The organism is Flavobacterium faecale (genome assembly GCF_003076455.1).
Taxonomy (GTDB): domain Bacteria; phylum Bacteroidota; class Bacteroidia; order Flavobacteriales; family Flavobacteriaceae; genus Flavobacterium; species Flavobacterium faecale.
Genome location: NZ_CP020918.1, coordinates 3,450,722 through 3,469,552, shown reverse-complemented (window position 1 = coordinate 3,469,552; position 18,831 = coordinate 3,450,722). Strand labels below are relative to the sequence as shown.

Annotated in this window: 11 protein-coding genes; 7 read left to right on the top strand and 4 right to left on the bottom strand. The window is 34.2% G+C overall.

Annotated features, from left to right (window positions below):
* Positions 1 to 48: 48 nt before the first annotated feature.
* The 3 genes from FFWV33_RS14695 to FFWV33_RS14685 form a co-directional block, all read right to left on the bottom strand.
* Positions 49 to 1,248, bottom strand: a complete 1,200-nt coding sequence (locus FFWV33_RS14695) for a family 16 glycosylhydrolase (protein WP_108741605.1) — start codon at positions 1,246 to 1,248, stop codon at positions 49 to 51.
* Between the two features lie 297 nt (positions 1,249 to 1,545).
* The gene (locus FFWV33_RS14690) at positions 1,546 to 2,802 is read right to left on the bottom strand and encodes a glycoside hydrolase family 117 protein (protein WP_159086036.1); all 1,257 of its coding nucleotides are present in this window, start codon (positions 2,800 to 2,802) and stop codon (positions 1,546 to 1,548) included.
* A 31-nt stretch (positions 2,803 to 2,833) separates the two neighbouring features.
* Positions 2,834 to 5,392 carry a glycoside hydrolase family 2 TIM barrel-domain containing protein gene (locus tag FFWV33_RS14685; protein ID WP_108741604.1) on the bottom strand — a complete coding sequence of 853 codons (2,559 nt, stop codon included), beginning with the start codon at positions 5,390 to 5,392 and terminating at the stop codon, positions 2,834 to 2,836.
* 488 nt (positions 5,393 to 5,880) lie between these two features.
* On the opposite strand from FFWV33_RS14685, the gene FFWV33_RS14680 reads away from it, so the two are divergent.
* The 4 genes from FFWV33_RS14680 to FFWV33_RS14665 all read left to right on the top strand — a co-directional run bounded on the left by FFWV33_RS14680 (position 5,881) and on the right by FFWV33_RS14665 (position 14,431).
* Positions 5,881 to 7,536 carry a helix-turn-helix transcriptional regulator gene (locus tag FFWV33_RS14680; RefSeq protein WP_108741603.1) on the top strand — a complete coding sequence of 552 codons (1,656 nt, stop codon included), beginning with the start codon at positions 5,881 to 5,883 and terminating at the stop codon, positions 7,534 to 7,536.
* Between the two features lie 441 nt (positions 7,537 to 7,977).
* Complete coding sequence (locus FFWV33_RS14675; RefSeq protein WP_245891527.1) at positions 7,978 to 11,013, top strand: SusC/RagA family TonB-linked outer membrane protein; 3,036 nt, start codon at positions 7,978 to 7,980, stop codon at positions 11,011 to 11,013.
* A 17-nt stretch (positions 11,014 to 11,030) separates the two neighbouring features.
* Positions 11,031 to 12,797 carry a RagB/SusD family nutrient uptake outer membrane protein gene (locus FFWV33_RS14670; RefSeq protein ID WP_108741601.1) on the top strand — a complete coding sequence of 589 codons (1,767 nt, stop codon included), beginning with the start codon at positions 11,031 to 11,033 and terminating at the stop codon, positions 12,795 to 12,797.
* Between the two features lie 23 nt (positions 12,798 to 12,820).
* A complete protein-coding gene (locus FFWV33_RS14665; RefSeq protein WP_108741600.1) occupies positions 12,821 to 14,431 on the top strand; it encodes a hypothetical protein in 1,611 nt (536 codons plus the stop codon).
* Positions 14,432 to 14,507: 76 nt separating this feature from the next.
* Here the strand turns inward: FFWV33_RS14665 and FFWV33_RS14660 are convergent, their stop codons facing one another.
* Positions 14,508 to 15,524: a LacI family DNA-binding transcriptional regulator gene (locus tag FFWV33_RS14660; protein WP_108741599.1), complete on the bottom strand. Its 1,017-nt coding sequence runs from the start codon at positions 15,522 to 15,524 to the stop codon at positions 14,508 to 14,510.
* A 180-nt stretch (positions 15,525 to 15,704) separates the two neighbouring features.
* Here FFWV33_RS14660 and FFWV33_RS14655 point away from each other — a divergent pair, with 180 nt between their 5' ends.
* From FFWV33_RS14655 to FFWV33_RS14645, 3 genes are read left to right on the top strand one after another with little or no spacing between them, the layout of a single operon-like run.
* Positions 15,705 to 16,910, top strand: a complete 1,206-nt coding sequence (locus FFWV33_RS14655) for a sodium:solute symporter family protein (RefSeq protein WP_108742568.1) — start codon at positions 15,705 to 15,707, stop codon at positions 16,908 to 16,910.
* Positions 16,886 to 18,280, top strand: a complete 1,395-nt coding sequence (locus FFWV33_RS14650; protein WP_108741598.1) for an IS4 family transposase — start codon at positions 16,886 to 16,888, stop codon at positions 18,278 to 18,280. Before FFWV33_RS14655 ends, FFWV33_RS14650 begins: the two co-directional genes overlap by 25 nt.
* Complete coding sequence (locus FFWV33_RS14645; RefSeq protein ID WP_108741597.1) at positions 18,264 to 18,800, top strand: hypothetical protein; 537 nt, start codon at positions 18,264 to 18,266, stop codon at positions 18,798 to 18,800. The genes FFWV33_RS14650 and FFWV33_RS14645 overlap by 17 nt, the downstream gene beginning before the upstream one ends.
* Positions 18,801 to 18,831: the final 31 nt, after the last annotated feature.

Sequence of the window (18,831 nt, the reverse complement as noted above, 5' to 3'; positions counted from 1 at the left end):
AAAATATATTTATAAAATAAGTTTGATTTTAACTAGTTTATGTATCCTCTATTCTGGTTTATAAACTCTAATCCAGTCTACGCGCATGGTTGATCGAGCATCATCCAACACGGATGGATCAGTAAAGTAATTTATGCCTTGTGATTGTCTCCAGGGTTGGGATGCGGCCGAAATAATTAAATACATATCCTTGGTAAGTCCAGTTCCACCAGCATAATTATTAGGGTCAATTTGGTTGATTGGCGTTGTTCTTACTAGTACACCATCTACATAATATTTTAATGTAAAAGGATCTAACCATAATACTCCATAATTATGGTAATCGTTTGCCCATTGTGTTCCCTTGCCATCAGCATAATAGGTTTCCAAACCAGATGGCTGGTAATCCTGAAATGGTGTTCTTATGAAGACATGATGACTTAAGTGTAAACGTTTGGAGTAGTAATCATTCGTTTTATCGCCATAAGCTTCTAGATTGTCAATTTCCTGAGTTGAGTCTTCGCTGAGCATCCAAACAGCTGAAGCTAATGAAGATTCGCTAATTTTCACTCGTGCTTCCATATACATTGGATAACCGACTTTAGTTTTAGACGTAACTATTCCAGTTCGAATTATATCTCCAGTTGATTTTTTTTCTATGGTAGCTTTGTAGACTAATTCGCCACCAGTAATGGTTGATTGAGAAGCAGAATATACAGTTGGAAGAGCTCCTGTCCATCCATTGAAGAAACGGTCTTGCCAATTGGTGGTAAAATCGGCTGTTTTTCCATCATAATTAAACTCATTGGAGAAAACAGGTTGAATAACCCAGCTTTTATTGTTTCCAGCACTTGGTAGAAAACTAACTTCGCTTGGTTTTTTGGCAGTTGTAAGTTGTTTTTGATCACCATAAAAAGTTACGGAACCAGCTACAAAATAGGCTTTTAGGTAATAGATTTGGTTTTCTTTTAATCCTGTCAAAGTGAGATCAAATGTATTGGAATTACTAGTAGTTATTTTTTTATTGGTTGCTGTAGTTGGGTTGGTGGTTTCTCCCCAGCAGATTCCTCTTTCGGTAATTGTTAAATTGTCATTTCCTAAAGTAATGGTTCCTCCTGTTTCAATTTCAGAATATAAAGTTGCGCCCACAGGAGTCTTGGTGCTAATGGAAGTAGCTTTGGGAGTCGGCGCTGGTGCTTCGTCTTTTGTACATGCAGCCGCTATGACAATAGAAAAAGTAATGAACATTAGTGTTTTGAAAAATTTCATAGTTTGGTGGTATTGGTGTTAATACATATTAGTACATACAAATGTAGTTTAAGTAGCTATGATTGTGATAAAAAGCAACTAGATATAAACTAAACAATAAAGCGGAAACTGTTTTTAAGTTGTTTTTTTGTTAGTGGTTTATGTTTTTTTTTTTTTTAACATTAAAGGTATGGATTGATTCATGTTGTTAAAAACAATACTGCATCACTACACTTCCCTAAAAGATAACTCCTCTTTTTGAATTTACTTTTAAAGTATATCCAAAAAGAGGAGTTATTGGTGAATAATTGAATTATTCTATTTATGCATGTTCTCTGCTTTCTCTGTTTTTCCGTTTACTGATTTTTCACCAGCAGCAACGTGCGTTGTTTTTCTTTCAGAAGAGAAACGCATGATGCTTTGGTAATTCCAGTTATTGTAAATATGCGTTAATCCCCATCTCAAAATCTCAGTTGGCTCTTTTTCATTATCTGCTGTTCTGTTCAATCCAATTGCATGGGGTGCATCTTTGATAGAAGCTTTTATTTCGAAATTAATTCCATCAGGAGACCATTGAATGGTATTTTTTTCAGGTCCGTCGGTTGTGATTAACGAAGCGATTCCGCCGTTGTAAGGCCAAACGCAAATTTCGTGTCCACTATTACTGATAGGGTTATATGGGGACTTAACATAAGGTCCAAGTGGGTTATCTGCTATGGCAACACCATGACGGATTTGGCGACCACCAAAAGTCATTTCTTCACCCATTTGCTCTCCTTTGTAATACAAATAAAATTTCCCTTTAAAAGGCAATATACATGGGTCATGTGTTTTATGGCTGTCAAAATCTCCTTTTTTCTCGACCATGAAACGATTGTCTTCTGTACCTTTCCATACACCATTTTGAGCAGGTGCAATTACGGGAGCATCCAATTTTTCCCAAGGACCGTTTGGTGAATTAGACCAAGCCATACCTACTTTTTCTTGAACACGTACATTGTAGATTCCTTCAACTGTTTGGTAGCACAGGTAATATTTACCATCCCATTTCATGATTTCAACTGTAAAAACAGAACGGTCGTCATAAGAACCTTTTTTTCCTCTAGGAATTGCAATTCCTTCTTCTTTCCAAGTCCAACCATCTTGCGAAGTTGCATACCAAATATCGCAACGATCCCAAGGAAAAACTTTTTCGTTCGCCATATCGCCACCAAATCCCTGTGTTGGACCAGTACTTTTAGTGTACCAAACATAGTATTTTCCGTTTTCTTGGATAATAGCACTAGGATCTCTTCTAACGACACCTTCTTCGTAGGCTAAATCACCTTTTAGGGGTTGTAAGCCACCAAATTCGATAAACCATTCGTTACCTAAATCTTTAGGCCACTTTAGTGCTCTTTTGGATGCTGCACTTAAGTGATTTACATCCATAATACCTAGTTTATCTTTATATTTTATGGCATCAGCCTTTAGCTGTTTTTCTTCCTCTTTTTTACATTCTACAGATTGACCTACTGCCGATAGTGTCATTCCAATTGTGAGTAGTCCAAAGACACTTTTCTTAATTGTATTCATAATTGAAGTTTGATTAGTATTACAATATTACTTAATTTTTACTAGTTAATTTGATTTTACTGGTGAAATTAGTTTTTTCTGTGAAATTTATTTTATTGTTTTCAAGAACAACTTTTTCAATTTGAACGGTAGCATCTACTTTTGCTCCTTTTTTCGATTGAACAATAAGCAAACATCTTCCTTTTGAAGTGGTTATAGTATTTGATTGAAAATCCTGAACATTATCGACTGCTCCATTATCTACTCCAAGTATTTTTACGTTTCCATCAATCGAAAATGTGATTGTTGGATTCACTGTTTTTACAGGGTTATTGTCTTTATCAACTACTTGTGCTACGATATGTGCTACATCATATCCATCTGCGGAAAGGCTAGTTTTGTCTGTTGTCAATTGAACACGGTAAGCCTCTGTAGGAGTAACTCTTTCCGATGAGATCGTCTTACCTGATTTTGTTCCTCTTGCAGTTAACTTTCCAGCTTGAAAAGGAACGGCCCATTTATAAATACGATCATCAAAATCGATTAGTCTTTTCTTTCCTAATGATTTATCATTCAAAAACAATTCGACTTCATCACAATTCGAGTAGATTTCGACAATTGTCTTGTCTCCAGATTGGTACTCCCAATGTTCGTTGACATCATGCCAAACCCAAAGCGCAGTTTCCCATCCATTTTTCTTTTTTTCTACAGGCTCTCCTGTTTGTTCATTAATTTTATAGATTGATTTTTCCAGTCTTTGTGTGGCAATATATAATTCAGGAGCATCATTCCATAATGATTTCATCATGTGGTAGGATGGTTTTTCGAAACCAGCATAATCCAATATTCCACTATCTATTCCTTTTTTAGGCCATTGTTTATTGGCTTCGCCCAAATAATCAATACCTGTCCATAAATACGTCCCCGAAATAAATGGGCGTTCCATAATGGCTTTCCATTCGTGCCATTGTGCTACATTTTCAGTACCCATTATTGGTAATTTAGGATAGTTTTTATGTCCATAATCGTAAACTACTCTGCGGTAGCTGTAACCAATCATGTCTAATGCATCTGCATATCCAGATTCGTAGCTTGATGAGGGAAGGATACAGTTGGCAATTACATATCTAGTGGTGTCCATTTCCTTAGTCCACTTTGCTAGTTTCTTAGCAGTTTCACCAATATCGTATTTCTCCCTAGGTAGTGAGCGTAAGTTTTCCTTTATTGTCTCAATGGAATTAGGAGGTAGCGACCAGAAATAATTTCCGCTCCAATCCATATTATCAAAGAAACCAGTGGCTTTTGCATTTCGTTCGTATGTCCATTCAATTTCATTTCCAATACTCCATTGGATGATGCTTGGGTGGTTTCTATGTGCTAACATGGTATTTTTTAAATCACGTTCTGCCCATTCTTGAAAATGTTCACCGTATCCGCGGGTAATAGCGTCTACTGATTGTTCTTTCATGTTTTTACGCTTGTCTTTTGGATTGTCCCATTCATCAAAAAACTCATCTTGAACCATTATTCCCATTTCGTCACAAAGCGAAATAAATTCATCTGAACCTGGATTGTGAGAGATTCTGATTGCGTTTACTCCAGCTTCCTTAAGTTTTTCAAAGCGTCTTCTCCAAACTCCTTCTGGTACAGCAGCTCCTACAAGACCAGCGTCATGATGCAAACAAACCCCTTTGATTTTCATGTTTTGACCATTTAGGTAAAAACCAGTATTCGCATCAAATTTGATAGTTCGGATTCCAAATTTAGTCTGATTCTCATCGACTGTTTTTCCGTTTTGTACAATTTTAAATTGTGCCGTGTACATACTAGGACTCACTACATCCCATAATTTTGGATTTTTTACAGTGGTATCGATGTTGAATTTTGTTTCTTTCTTGGAACTAACTTTTCCTTTTGTGCTTTGCTCGGCTACTTTTTGCCCTTTACCATCAAGTATTGTTGTGATGATGTCAAAAGTCTCATCCTTATCAAAGTTGTTTTTAACCTTAACTTCTAAGTGAACTTTGCTTTCTTGCAAAGACACTTGTGGAGTTGTGATATAAGTTCCCCAAATAGGAATATGTAGGTTGTTTTTGGTTACTAACTTTACATTTCTGTAAATACCAGATCCAGTGTACCAGCGGCTATCTACATATCTTGAATGGTCTACTTTTACCTTAATTTGATTGCTGTTATTGTTTAAATAAGCACTTAAATCATAAAAAAATGGTGAATATCCGTATGGGTGTTCGCCTAATTTTTTATCATTTAGCCACAAAGTACTGTTATTATAAACTCCGTCAAATAGAATATAGGTAGTTTCATTTTTGCTAGGTTTTACTTTAAAATCTTTTTTGTACCAACCAATACCTCCTAAAAGATATCCTGTTGCACCTTCTCCTTTTATAGAGTCAAAAGAAAAACCAACACTCCAATCATGTGGGAGGTTTACATTTTTCCAATTACTTTGACTAGAATTTTCTAATTTGAAATTCCAATCAAAATTAAAGTCTTGAGTGTTATTTTGAGCACAAGCACAAACGGTAATTAAATTAAGAATACCGAGCTGGACTATTTTTTTTACGGAATATTTGGACTTTTTTTTCTTCATGATGATAAGTATATAATTTGTAATTGTTGGGTCTAATGTTTAGTTCTTAATGATTGTTTTTATATGTTTAAAAAGGAGTTCTAAACTGAATCATTAATTGTTTTTTATGTTCCTAAACGAACTGAGCTTATTATAATTTTGTTCCAGATAAACTTAAAGTTTCTAGTAAAAAGGAGTTTATGTCAAATTGATTATTATGTTTATAACTGAGATTTTGATATAAAAAAGGATTTTAAAATAGTAAATATGAAATTGTGTATCATAATTAATGCGAATATTTCTGTGATACAAATATCTTATAAATATGGTTCTTGGTTTTTAATATCGACTAGACATAAACTGAACATTGGTGTTTTTTGGCAATTTTTTGCTTTTATTAACTAGACTGTAACTATATTGTACTCTCTTAGAATTGTTATCGTATCGTTCGGTTCAAAATCATTGACTATTTATAAACCAAATTCCAAACCAACTAAATATTATTTAATATGAATAGAAATACTTTTTATAAGTTTTTGAATAAATTTTGTATTTCAACAAATACAAAGTTTATTCTATTGACAGTCTTTTTATTTACGTCTTTTCATTTTTACAGTCAGGAGCATAGTGCTACCAATCCTTACCTAGAGAAGGCAAATGAAATTAAATATACTAATTATAAAGGGGCTATTTATCATTATAAAAAAAGTATCGAATACAATACTGAAAATAAGGACACCGTAAATATTATTTTAAACTTACGTGATATGTCCGACTTGTACGCCCACAGATTAGATTATGGTAAAGCTTATGATGGCTATTGGAAAGCACTTTTTTTAGCGGATGCTTCCAAAGATGATTATTCGAAAGCGATGATTTACCAAGGTTTAGGTTGGTTGTTTAGTTACTATGATAGGGATATGGAAGCACTCCGTTATTACAATAATTCATTAAATCTTACTAAGAATAATAAAGGCTTAGGGGAAGTGAAGAAATTTGAATTAATGATTCAAGATTATTTTTCTATTTTGAATTTATATCGTGTTAATGGGGATTATGTAAAATCAAAAATATATTTGGATAGTTGTCAAATTATACACAATAAACTTAATAGAGGGGATAAAAATTATTTCGTGCGAGTCGAAGCGGCTTTTTTGAAGGCAGTTGATAAAAAATATGATTCAGCTTTGGAGGGTTTACAAGAATCCAATCTGTATTTTGAAAAAAACGATCCATCGTATTTAATCATTATTAACTATTTGATTGCTGAAGTACACCGACTAAAAGGTGATGTAAGTCAAAGTATATTGTATTATGAAAAATCGTTGACTTTCTCTGGGAAATATCACAGCCATGAGAATTATATCATCATGGATCATGAGGCTTTGTCTAAAACGTATGCAAAAACTGGAAATTTCCAAAAAGCTTACCAGCATTCTAACTTAGCTAGCCAATTAAATGCGGAAGTTTTTGGGAAAGGGAGTAAAAATAGTCAACATTTGTTTGAGATTAATGATAAATATAGGGTTCAAAAACAAAAGGAACAAGAGATTTTAAACAAGCAACGTATTGAGCAATTAGAAAGTGAAGAAAAAGTGTGGTTCTTGAAATCCATCTTATATACTATAATAATACTCTCATTAGTTTTATATGGATATTTGTTTGTAAGAAGCATCAGGAGAAAGCATAAGGCAGAGAAAAAATCTATAGCTGAGAAGCAGGAAATGGAGCTAGTGAGGAGCAAAGCTATTTTGGAATTAAAGAATAAGGAACTAACTAGTTCTGCTTTACAATTAATAGAGAAAGATGAGTTTATAGAAAGGTTAAAACTTAATTTGACTGATGATAAAGATGTTGATGTGCGAACAATCAACAAAATGCTAAAAACAATTCAAGGATCACCTAGTAGTAACTGGAAAGAATTTGAAGCTCGATTTACCGCTGTCAATCAAAGTTTTTATACCAATCTAAAAGAGAAGTATCCAGATTTAGGGCAAACTGATTTAAAGATCTGCGCGCTTATAAAATTAAATTTTTCTAGTAAAGATATGGCTTCACTTTTAGGTATTTCATTTGAAAGCGTCCATACCTCTCGTTATCGACTTCGCAAGAAATTCAAATTGGAAAGGAATGATAATTTGAATGAATTCATAGCTGATTTTTGATCCCTATAAAAGTCCTTATTTGCAAAAAGCTTCGATTTACTGTCAGTAAGTCGGAGCTTTTTTTATTACATATGTTTTTTTTAATACCAGAATTTGGTTTTAAGTCGGGATCATTTTAATACATCAATAAAATATTTAAAATATAGTTTGTTGTCACGTCTAGTTGTGTTAGTTTAACTGTTTTTTAAGGGACTTTAGCTCATTTATGTTAGTTGTGTACAGTTTTAATCAAGTTGGTTTTAAGTTTCTTTTAGTGTTGAATATGTAGTTTTGTGAAGTAATAATTGCGATATCAGGAATATATATTGGTTTTGATTGAGTAATTGTTAGAACAACTAAAGACAAATTAATTAACCTATTTAAAAATTTTTTATGAAAAAAAAGAATGGATTTTGGAAAAAAACATTTCCAATAATGTTTTTTCTTCTATGCTTTTGTGTAATGAATGCACAAAGAAAGGTGTCTGGACAAGTTAAAGATGATACGGGATTTCCATTACCAGGAGTTTCGGTATTGGTTTCTGGGACTAAGATTGGTGTGATTTCAGATATTGACGGTAAGTATGCTATTATGGCAAAAGATACCGATGCATTAAGTTTTTCTTATGTTGGTTTTAAAACACAAAAGAAAACAGTGGGTTCGGCTACCCAAATCAATATAGTATTAGCTACAGACTCCAAAGTACTTGATGAAGTAGTAATCAATGTTGGTTATGGTAAGCAAAAGGTAAAAGAAGTAACTGGAGCTGTAGTCCAAGTAAAATCTGATATTATTGATCGCGCTCCTGTTTCGGATATTAGTGAAGCAATTCAAGGTCGTGTTGCTGGGGTAAATGTACAAGCAGCGAGTGGACGACCAGGAGAAGCAGCAAATATTCAAATACGTGGTGTAGGTTCCTTGTTAGGAAAATTAGAGCCTTTATATGTAGTTGATGGTGTGCCTTATGAATCAAATCCGAACATTGCTCCTGATCAAGTTGAGACAATGGACATTTTAAAGGATGGTGCGGCTGCGGCTGTTTATGGTGTTAGAGCATCTAATGGTGTAATATTAATAACAACCAAAAGAGGAAAACCTGGTAATGTATCAGTGAATTTGTCTACTTATACTGGAATTCAAAATATTTATTCAGGTACGCCATTAATGAATACGCAACAACAATTGTTTGCAGATTTTACGGTACAACCGGTATTGAATGGTGGTAATCTTCCGGGGTATTTTATATTAACCCCTGAGTTATTGAACTATGACACCAATTTTGTGAAGGATGTGCAGAATAACAATGCGATTCTTAGAAATTATAATTTAGGAATCTCAGGTGGTACCAAAGATTTGTCTTTGAATTTTAATACTAGTTATAACGATCAAGATGGAGTTTTAATTAATTCTGGATTTGACAGATTAAGTTCTAGACTGAATGCTCAATTTACTAAAGGAAAATTTAAAGCATTCGCTACTATAGGCTTGACTGAAGAAAATAGACAACAAGAGCCTTTCGGTTTGTATGAATATAGTATAGGTCAAAAACCTTGGCAACTGCCTTTAGGTGACTTGAGTATTAGTGGAGATAATGTGGTAACGATTCCTGTTGACAATACTATTTATTTTGGATTTTTAGCAAAACAATTGCAAAACACCGATGAAAGAAAAGTATCCTCTTCAAATATTGCAGTAAATTTAGAATATGAATTTTTAAAAGGGTTGACTTATAAAATAAGTTTAAGTAAAAATAAATATGATTATCAAAGAAAATTCTTTATTCCATCGTATTTAATTTATGGATTGGACGGAAAGTTAAATGCTACGGCATCAACTCTTCAAGCGCAACTTACAGAAGAGTATACGTTTACTGAGAGAAATGTGATTGAGAATATGTTGAACTATAATGTAAAATTTGGAAAACATAGTCTAACAGCAACTGCGGTTTCTTCTTATGAAGATTTTAATTCGAAGCAATTAACAATTGGTGCTATTGGTTTCCCTACAAACGATACCCAAGAAATTGGGCAAGGTCAACAATTTAAATCGCCAACTAGTTTTGTAAACACTTATACTTTGGCAGGATTATTAGGTAGATTTCAATATAGTTATGATGAACGTTATTTGTTTTCAGCTAGTATCCGTAGAGATGGTTCTTCAAAATTCTTAAACAATCGTTACGCTACTTTTCCTTCCGTATCTGCAGGTTGGAATATTTCTGAAGAAAAGTTCTTTAAAAATTCATTTTTAGGGAAAAATGTTGGAAGCCTAAAATTAAGAGCTAGTTATGCACAATTAGGAAATCAAGACGTTCAACCTTATACGGCAAGCACTCAAATTGAAACGGGTGTTAATTATTTATTTGGTTTGAATGAAACACTTTCTTCTGGATTAATACAAAGAAGATATTCCAACCCAGATTTAAAATGGGAGACAAGTAGTTCTAAAAACATCGGTATTGATTTGGCAATGTTTAGAAACAAATTGACATTCAATGCAGATATTTATAGTAATGACAAACAAGATATGTTATTACCATACCAGACACCACCTTCTGCGGGTACATCACAACCAAATGCGGAAACTGTTTACAATCCTATTTTTATCAATGCTGGTAAAATGACAAACAAGGGTATTGAGATCGCATTAGGATATAAAAATCAGCTAAAAAATGGATTGAAATATGATATCTCATCCACATTTACTAAAAACGTAAATAATATTGTTGATTTGAACGGGATTGACAGAGGTTATCCAAATGGTAGACCAACAGTTTCTTTAGGAGACGGAATCGATCAAACTACCTTTTTTGCTGTAGGTCATGAAGCGGGAGCTTTCTTCTTATTACAAAATGATGGTGTAATTAAAACGGATGAGCAATTAACGGAGTATAAAAAAATTAATCCAACTGCTGTAAAAGGAGATATGATGTATAAAGATGTTAGTGGTGCAAATGGTGTTGCAGATGGTAAGATCGATGAAAATGACCGTGTATATTCAGGTTCAGGTCAAGCTGCCTTTGAAGCTGGTTTGAATGTTGACTTAAAATATAAAAACTTTGATTTGTCAGTGCAATCTTACTTATCCTATGGAGCTGAATTATTTAATGGTGCGCGTTTCTTTGCTTATACACAAGGAAGACATTTAGACCAATTTTCACAATGGTCTCCACAAAACCCAAACTCTGATATTCCAAGTTTTAAAAACAGTCAATCCTCTGAAAGTATTAGAGCTAGATCAGATTATTGGTTGGAAGATGGAACTTATTTGAGAATTCGAAATATAACAATTGGTTATTCATTACCTAAAGAATTATTAGATAAAGTTAAGGTAGGAAGTGTAAGGCTATATGTGACTGGATTTAATCCTTTTACCTTTACCAAATATACTGGTTATGATCCTGAAGTAGGTGGTAACGGGATAAGTACAAGAGGTGTTGATAAAGGAAATTATCCTGTGGCTAGAAGATTCGTTCTAGGAGCTCAAGTTAAGTTTTAACAACTAATTAAAAAAAAATGATACAATTTAAAATAAAACAAAAAGCATTGTTCATTACCATAATGACATGCTCCATTTTATCACTATCTAGTTGTGATGAGAAAGATTTTCTAACGGTAAATAACCCTAACTCGGTAACTGAGGCTACATTTTGGAAAACGCCTACACAGTTTAATAGTGCATTGACAACTGTATATGCTGCTTTGCAATTTCAATCAATAAGTGGTAGTGGTTTGCCGGATGAAGAAGTAAGAGCGGATATTGCAGATACCTTTACTTTTTTCAGGCCATTGATTTATAGACAATTAACGTATACGGATAATAGTCCACAAGTGGTAAGTAAATGGAGTGAATTATATATTGGGATTTTCAGAGCCAATCAAGTAATTGGTCAGATCGAAAAGGTTGATACTTCGACTTTTGCGCCAAATGAAAAGGAAAATATTTTAGCTCAAGCTAAATGTTTAAGAGCTTTTTTCTATTTTCAATTAATTCACACTTATGGTAAAGCGGTGATTCGTACAGAGGTTTCTACTACCGATTTTAATAAAAAATTGAGTAGTATTGAAGAAGTTACAAATACAATAATTATTCCAGATTTGAATTATGCTAGACTAAATTTACCTCCATCATGGACAGGTTTAAATATTGGAAGAGTAACTTCTGGTACAGCTACTTCCTTACGCGGAAAAGTATATTTATACGATAAAAAATGGGATCTTGCTGCCGCAGATTTTAAAGAAGTAATTGACTCGAATGTTTATACTTTAACGCCTAAAATTTTAGACAATTTTACAGATCAAAATGAATTTAACTCAGAATCAATTCTTGAAGTAGCTTATAGTTCTACAGCAAGTCCAGGTGCTAGTGGAAACAATGTTGATGATACTCCATTTGCATCAGGTGCTGAGGCAAATGCTGTTGGTTCACAATATGCATCCATCGGAGGATTTGGAGGCTTTAATACGGTTATCTCCAATTATTATTTACATGAATTATTTTTAAGTGACGAAGTAGACACCAATAATGCTGTGAATGCACCTGTTGGAGGAGTTACCAACAAGCAGTCTAAAAGACTTACCGCTTCTATAGCTCCAAAAGATTTTGAAGGAACCTATTTTGGTGTAACCAATACCAATACTCAAGTACATACTTACAGAGGTTTAGGATTGACTGCTATAGTAAAAAAATATACCAACTGGTATCAAGGAACGGCTGAAATAGCATTAAATCGTAGTGGTATTAATTTTAGACATATCCGTTTGGCAGATGTTTATTTGATGTATGCAGAGGCTGTATTAAATGCAAGTACGCTACCTGCTGGTGTATCTGATCCTATTGCAGAATCAATAAAATATATTGATTTGGTGAGAGAAAGAGCTGGGGTTAAAACTTTAAAACAATATTTAGCCGCTAACAGCAATACGTTTCCTCAACTTAATATTAGTAAACAAAGGTATATAACTCAACCTATGGTGGCTCCTACAAAACAAAATTTAATGACGCATCTTCAAATGGTGGAAAGACCATTGGAACTATGTTTTGAAGGACATCGTTGGAAGGATTTAGTACGTTGGGGAATTGTAAAAGATGTGTTTACAACTCTGGGATCTAACTTGAGTTGGAGAAGAGATAATTTTGCTACCATTGTAGGGAAAGCACCATTGACAATTGAGGGGTCGGTTAATTTATTAGCATTAACAGCTGTGGCAAATTATCAGTCTTCATTTCATGACTATTTCCCGATTCCTGCAACTGAATTGCAATCAAATAAAGGGTTATAAATAATTTTTATAAAATAAAAGATATGAAAACAAATTTCAAAATAGTTATAGCGGTTTGCATTGCCATATTTGGTTTGCATTCTTGTAGTGACATATACGATACAATCAATTTAAATGAGGCTAATAGTAGAGTAATCGCAACCTCACAAATGAATTTTGCAAATACTATTAGAGTAGGAACTAGTATTACTCTTGGAGACCTTTCTTCAGGAGTAGTATCTAGATTGTGGACTTTACCAACTGGAGTTGCTGATATTGTTGATTCAGATAATGACGTTACTTCAACTGCTGCAAATGTCAAAGCAATATTCAATGCGGTTGGTGTGCATGATGTTAGATTACAACAAGTTTTTAGCGATAATGCCTTCACAGTATTAGAAAATACTGCCAAAGGGAAAGAGTTAGATACCATTTTTAAGGTTACTGTTCTTCCTCAGATTAAAACGGTTCTAAAAGCGAATGTTTTGAATACAAATGGTACTTTGGGAGCTGCTTTAAATTTGAGTAATGGTGCGAAGAATCAAGTTACGGCAGGAAGTGTTGTTCGATATGTAGTAGAATCTGCAGAAGGTGCTCCAGCAAGTTTTACTTGGACTACAGGTGCTACAGTGGTAACTTTATCTAATGATAAAAGAACTTTAGATGTTCGATATAATAAAGTAGGGAATTATAATTTTGACCTTCTAGCTAATACGGCTAGACCATTTGGCGAAGAAAAAACAACTTTTTCAGATTTAATTACAATTATCCCTTCTACTGCTCCAGTAACGCTTCTTGAAGTTAAAAAGAAAGATGGTAAAATTTCTCTTGTTTTTAGTAGAGAAATTGATCCCGTTTCAATTAAAGCGAATGAGTTCTCGGTTACGTTAACAGATAAGAATAATGCGAGTCTTTCATCTACAATCGCTTCTGTTACCCGTGATGCAGTAGATACGAACATACTTATTATTACTTTGAACGGTCGTACCGTTTATGATGATGATAAGGCTTTTGTTTCTTACTCAGGAATAAATTCATTAGTAACAAGTGATGGTGTTTTTTCTGCTACTTTTTCAGCAAGAGAAGCAGCTGCTAGTGGTGTGAATGTATTAATAGGAACAAATTATGACTATAGTTATGAGACAATAGGAATTGCAAGTACTAACTGGAGACAAAACATCACTTTTTGTGGTCCGTGTACAGCAGCCAATAGTAGTTATTTGTACTCTACAGAGCAAGTACATTCAGGAAATAAGTCATTAAAACTAACGGTTAAAAACGGTGGTGTAGCTGCTTTGTTGAATACCAGTGACGGAACTGATGTTGGGGATATTACCTTTCCTGTAGTAGCTGGAGGAACATACGAAGTGGGAGCGTGGACGTACCTTCCTTCGACTAATACTTTTGGAACTAGTTCTGTTGAAATGAGAACATTTATAATAAGTGGAGCAACTCAAGTAGATCCAGCATTAGAATTTGCTACATTTAATTCAAGTTCTCCAACTAATCAATGGGTTTACGGAAAAGTAAACGTAGTGATCCCAAATGGAACGGGTAAACTTGTATTCAGAACCAGAAATAATATAGGGGGAACAACTCCTGTAACAGTTTATATGGACGATATTACAGTGAAAAAATTGAATTTAAGACCATAATTGTTTTTAGTTTAAGTTAGTTTGAGTTAGTTTGAAAAGGCGGTTACATTGCAAAATGTGCCGCCTTTTTTATGTCTTATTTTTTTCGAATAGAAGAAGCTCGAATATTCAACTCCCCATTCAAAGTAATTGTTCGCGGTTTAAATTTTACTTTACTTTCTATTTGTTCTAATAAAATTTGGGCAGCCGCTTTCCCAATTTCGTTCGCTGGTTGTGAAACAGAAGTTAAAGGCGGTTCGATAATAGTAGCCATTTGTGATTCGGTAAAGCCCACAAAGGCAATATCATTTGGAATTTGAAATCCATTTTCTTTAAAAACTTGCATCGCACCAATAGCAACGGGGTCATTGGCCGCAAAAATGGCATCAGGAATAGTACCTTTTTTAATAATTTCCAAGGCCGCTCTTCGACCATCTTTGATAGTAAATCCAGTCGGGATAATTTGAGCGAAATCAAAAATTCTTTTATGTTTATGATGCGCATCCATAAAACCGCGCATCCGTTCATTTGATAAGGAAATGCCCTCGTTTCCTTTAAGGTGTACTATGTTTTGGTAGCCTTCATTTATTAAATGTTCTGTAGCAAATAATGCCCACTTATAATCGTTAAATACAATTTTAGAACAATTCAATTGATTATTCACCCGATTAAAAAACACAATAGGAAATCCCGACCGAATAAGGTCTTGGTAATATTCGGTATTTTTACTTTCGCTCGAAAGGGAAATAATCAGTCCGTCAACCATACTGTCTTCCAGCGTTTTTATGTTTTTTAATTCGGTTTCATAACATTCATTAGATTGGGCAATCAAAACTTGGTAGCCTTTCTTCAAAGCAATTTCTTGCACTCCAATAATCACTTTTGGGAAAAATGCATTCACAAATTCGGGAACAATAATTCCGATGGTGTACGAACGTTGTTGCATTAATTTTTTGGCAATAGGGTTGGGGCGGTATCCAAGTTCTTTTGCCGTCTTTAAAACCAAATCTTTGGTTGTAGCATTAATATCGGCTTTGTCATTGAAGGCTCGGGAGACGGTAGAAACCGAAATCTTCAATTTTTTGGCTATATCTTTAATAGTAATGTATTTCATAACGCTTAATTTGACTTTTCAAATAGAATGCTAAATAAATTAAGGGCAAGATACAAATTTTTCGGTAACGTTCTCGGAACTTAATTTATATTTCGGTAACGTTCTCGGTACTCCTTTCGAAAAAAAAAAGTTATAGTTCTAAAATCTATGGTACTTTTAGTAAAAATTGATTTAAATAGTATGAAAAACATTGATATTTGGGTAATAATCCTATTCTCGCTCTTGATTTTTATATGCGGATTGGCCTTTTCTAAAACAGGAAAAAACATGAAATCCTATTTTGCCGCTGGTGGTGCTTTGCCTTGGTGGATGAGTGGACTTTCTCTATTTATGAGTTTTTTCTCTGCAGGAACCTTTGTCGTTTGGGGTTCTATCGCTTACAAAAGTGGTTGGGTGGCCGTGAGTATCCAATGGACAATGGCCGTTGCGGGTTTTATCATCGGGATGTATATTGCACCAAAATGGCGCAAAACCAATTCGCTTACCGTAGCAGAATACATCACCAATCGTTTTGGGTATAAAATTCAAAAAGTATATACCTATTTATTTCTGTTAATATCCTTATTTACAACTGGTGCTTTTTTATATCCCGTTGCCAAAATCCTAGAAGTCTCCACCGGAATCCCGATTACGACCAGTATTATCAGTTTGGGAATTTTAATATTAATCTACACCGCAGTGGGTGGATTATGGGCAGTAATTGTGACCGATGTTCTGCAATTTGTGGTTTTGACAGCCGTTGTAATTATTATTGTGCCACTTGCATTTAATAAAGTTGGTGGAGTAAGTACTTTTATCGAAAAATCTCCAGAACACTTTTTTGACCTATTAAACCAAGAATATTCGCTTTCTTTTATCATTGCTTTTGGATTTTACAATTTATTCTTTCTTGCAGGGAATTGGGCCTATGTACAACGGTACACTTCGGTAGCCACTCCAAAAGATGCGCAAAAAGTGGGCTGGTTGTTTGGGGCTTTGTATACGGTGAGTCCGTTGTTGTGGATGTTACCGCCAATGATTTATCATGTTGTAAACCCTAATTTACAAGGATTAGAAACAGAAGGCGCTTACTTATTGATGTGTAAAGAGGTTTTGCCAGCCGGAATGTTAGGTTTAATGCTCGTTGGGATGATTTTTGCAACCTCTAGTTCTGTAAATACAACTTTAAATATTGCAGCTGGTGTCTTTACCAACGACTTATACAAACACTTTAAACCCGAGGCAAATGATGTCGAACTCATGCGTGTGGGGAAATTATCGACCGTGGTTTTAGGATTGATTACTATTGGTGTGGCTTTGGTCGTTCCGTTATTGGGCTATCGTGTGGACACATCTTTTTATTATTTTTACTTAAAAAAGAGATGCGTAGAGATTTCAGCGATTTAGATGATATGCGATTGTTGTATCGAGGTAATAAGATTTTATCTGATTTATTTAGAAAGGGCCTTCATTCGATAAGACAAATTAGTACAACAGATGCTGATGCTAAAGGGATGTATCGTTTTTTACAAAATGAGCGAGTAAGTGAAGATGATATAATTATGAATTTAGCATCAAATTGCAAAAAAGCCTGTAAAGGTAAATATGTTATTTGTATACAAGATACTACCGAAATAAATTTAAGTAGTCATAGCAGGAGGATAACCAAGGACGATTTCATTGGAACCACCAATGCAAAAAACAGTCAAGGTTTAGGATTTTTTATTCATCCGAGCTTAGTTTTAGATGCTCAAAATGGTACTCCTTATGGATATGCAGCAATAAAAGTGTGGAATAGACCCTTGAAATTTACTTCTAAGTTTGAAAGGGGATACAGTAAACTACCAATTGAAGAAAAAGAATCTTATAAATGGCTTGAGGTGTCTAAAAATACTCAAGCTTCCTTAAAAGATTTTGTACCAGCGATGGTAATAGTACAAGATAGAGAAGGTGATATTTATGAGCAGTTTGCTACAATTCCCAATGCAACTACTGAACTTTTAGTAAGGGCAAGAACAGACAGAAAATTAAAAGACAAGACTAGTTTATTTAGTAATCTAGAGACTGAGCCCGCACAAGGATCTTATCAAATTGAAGTTGATTCTTGCGCAAAGACTAAAAGAAAAAAACGAACAGCTACCATTGAAATTAGGTATAAAGAAGTTGAATTAAACAGACCTACAAATGTAAGTAAAGCAATAGCTTCAAGTTTAAAATTATTCTTTATTGAAGCTTCTGAAACAGGATATACTGGCAAGGATAAAATATGTTGGAGACTACTAACCACGATGAATGTCGAAAATGTTGAAATTGCAAAAAACTGCATAGAGTGGTATAGTTGGAGGTGGACAATCGAAGAGGTTTTTAAAATACTAAAAAAGGAAGGTTTTAATATTGAAGCTTCGGAATTAGAGTATGCATCATCAGTAAGAAAATTAAGTTTATTGATTATGGAAGTAGTTATAAAGCTGTTTTTGATGCGACTTGCATATGCTGAGCCAGAATTAGAAATAAGTTCTAACAGTTGTTTTACAGAAGAGGAAGAAGAGTTTTTAGAACATCAAATAGATCATTTAGAAGGTAAAACAGAGAAGCAGAAAAACCCATATAAACAAAAAGATTTAAAACGATACGTATGGGTCATTGCTAGACTTGGTGGTTGGAAGGGCTATGAAAGCAAAAGACATCCAGGCATTACAACATTATGGATTGGTCTGAAATATTTTAAAGCCGCAATGGAAGGATGGACAATAAGTAGAAATGTGTCCACACGATAGGTTATTGGGCGGTGTGGTCAACTTTGTTTTGAGCTTGGCGGCAGTTACTGGTGGCGCGATGTTTTTACCACCCTTGTGGACCATTTTTTCGAAAAAACAAACAGGTACAAGTATGCTATCAGTGACTATTTTGTCTTTGTCTATCACAGGATTTTTCAAATTTATAGCACCTCAATTAATCGATTTGACCTTGAGTCGTAGTATGGAAATGATTGTTGGCGTGAGCGTACCCATGACTTTGATGTTGTTGTCTGAATGTTATTTTTACTTCAGTAAGCAATCCAATTCTTCTTATGAGATGTATATCGAAAAAATGAATGTTGGCGAAAATGTCTACGACGATGCTTCGGATGGAAGTAATAAAAAAGGAGGACGCGTGATTGGAATAGGCGTTGGACTAACAGGGGTTATGATACTAGTATTGGGTATCATTGCTGCTCATGGCGCTTTGATTGTTACTGCTATGGGCGTTGTTGTCTCGCTTTTAGGTGCTTTTATAGTATTTAAAAATAAAGAATAAATAAAAAAATAAGACTTAAAAAACTTTTAAT

Bases quoted from the DNA above. Each gene is read 5' to 3' on its own strand.
- FFWV33_RS14650 (WP_108741598.1), top strand. From the start codon at position 16,886: ATGCGTAGAGATTTCAGCGATTTAGATGATATGCGATTGTTGTATCGA.
- FFWV33_RS14695 (WP_108741605.1), bottom strand. From the start codon at position 1,248: ATGAAATTTTTCAAAACACTAATGTTCATTACTTTTTCTATTGTCATA.
- FFWV33_RS14680 (WP_108741603.1), top strand. From the start codon at position 5,881: ATGAATAGAAATACTTTTTATAAGTTTTTGAATAAATTTTGTATTTCA.
- FFWV33_RS14660 (WP_108741599.1), bottom strand. From the start codon at position 15,524: ATGAAATACATTACTATTAAAGATATAGCCAAAAAATTGAAGATTTCG.
- FFWV33_RS14670 (WP_108741601.1), top strand. From the start codon at position 11,031: ATGATACAATTTAAAATAAAACAAAAAGCATTGTTCATTACCATAATG.
- FFWV33_RS14690 (WP_159086036.1), bottom strand. From the start codon at position 2,802: ATGAATACAATTAAGAAAAGTGTCTTTGGACTACTCACAATTGGAATG.
- FFWV33_RS14645 (WP_108741597.1), top strand. From the start codon at position 18,264: ATGTGTCCACACGATAGGTTATTGGGCGGTGTGGTCAACTTTGTTTTG.
- FFWV33_RS14675 (WP_245891527.1), top strand. From the start codon at position 7,978: ATGAATGCACAAAGAAAGGTGTCTGGACAAGTTAAAGATGATACGGGA.
- FFWV33_RS14655 (WP_108742568.1), top strand. From the start codon at position 15,705: ATGAAAAACATTGATATTTGGGTAATAATCCTATTCTCGCTCTTGATT.
- FFWV33_RS14685 (WP_108741604.1), bottom strand. From the start codon at position 5,392: ATGAAGAAAAAAAAGTCCAAATATTCCGTAAAAAAAATAGTCCAGCTC.
- FFWV33_RS14665 (WP_108741600.1), top strand. From the start codon at position 12,821: ATGAAAACAAATTTCAAAATAGTTATAGCGGTTTGCATTGCCATATTT.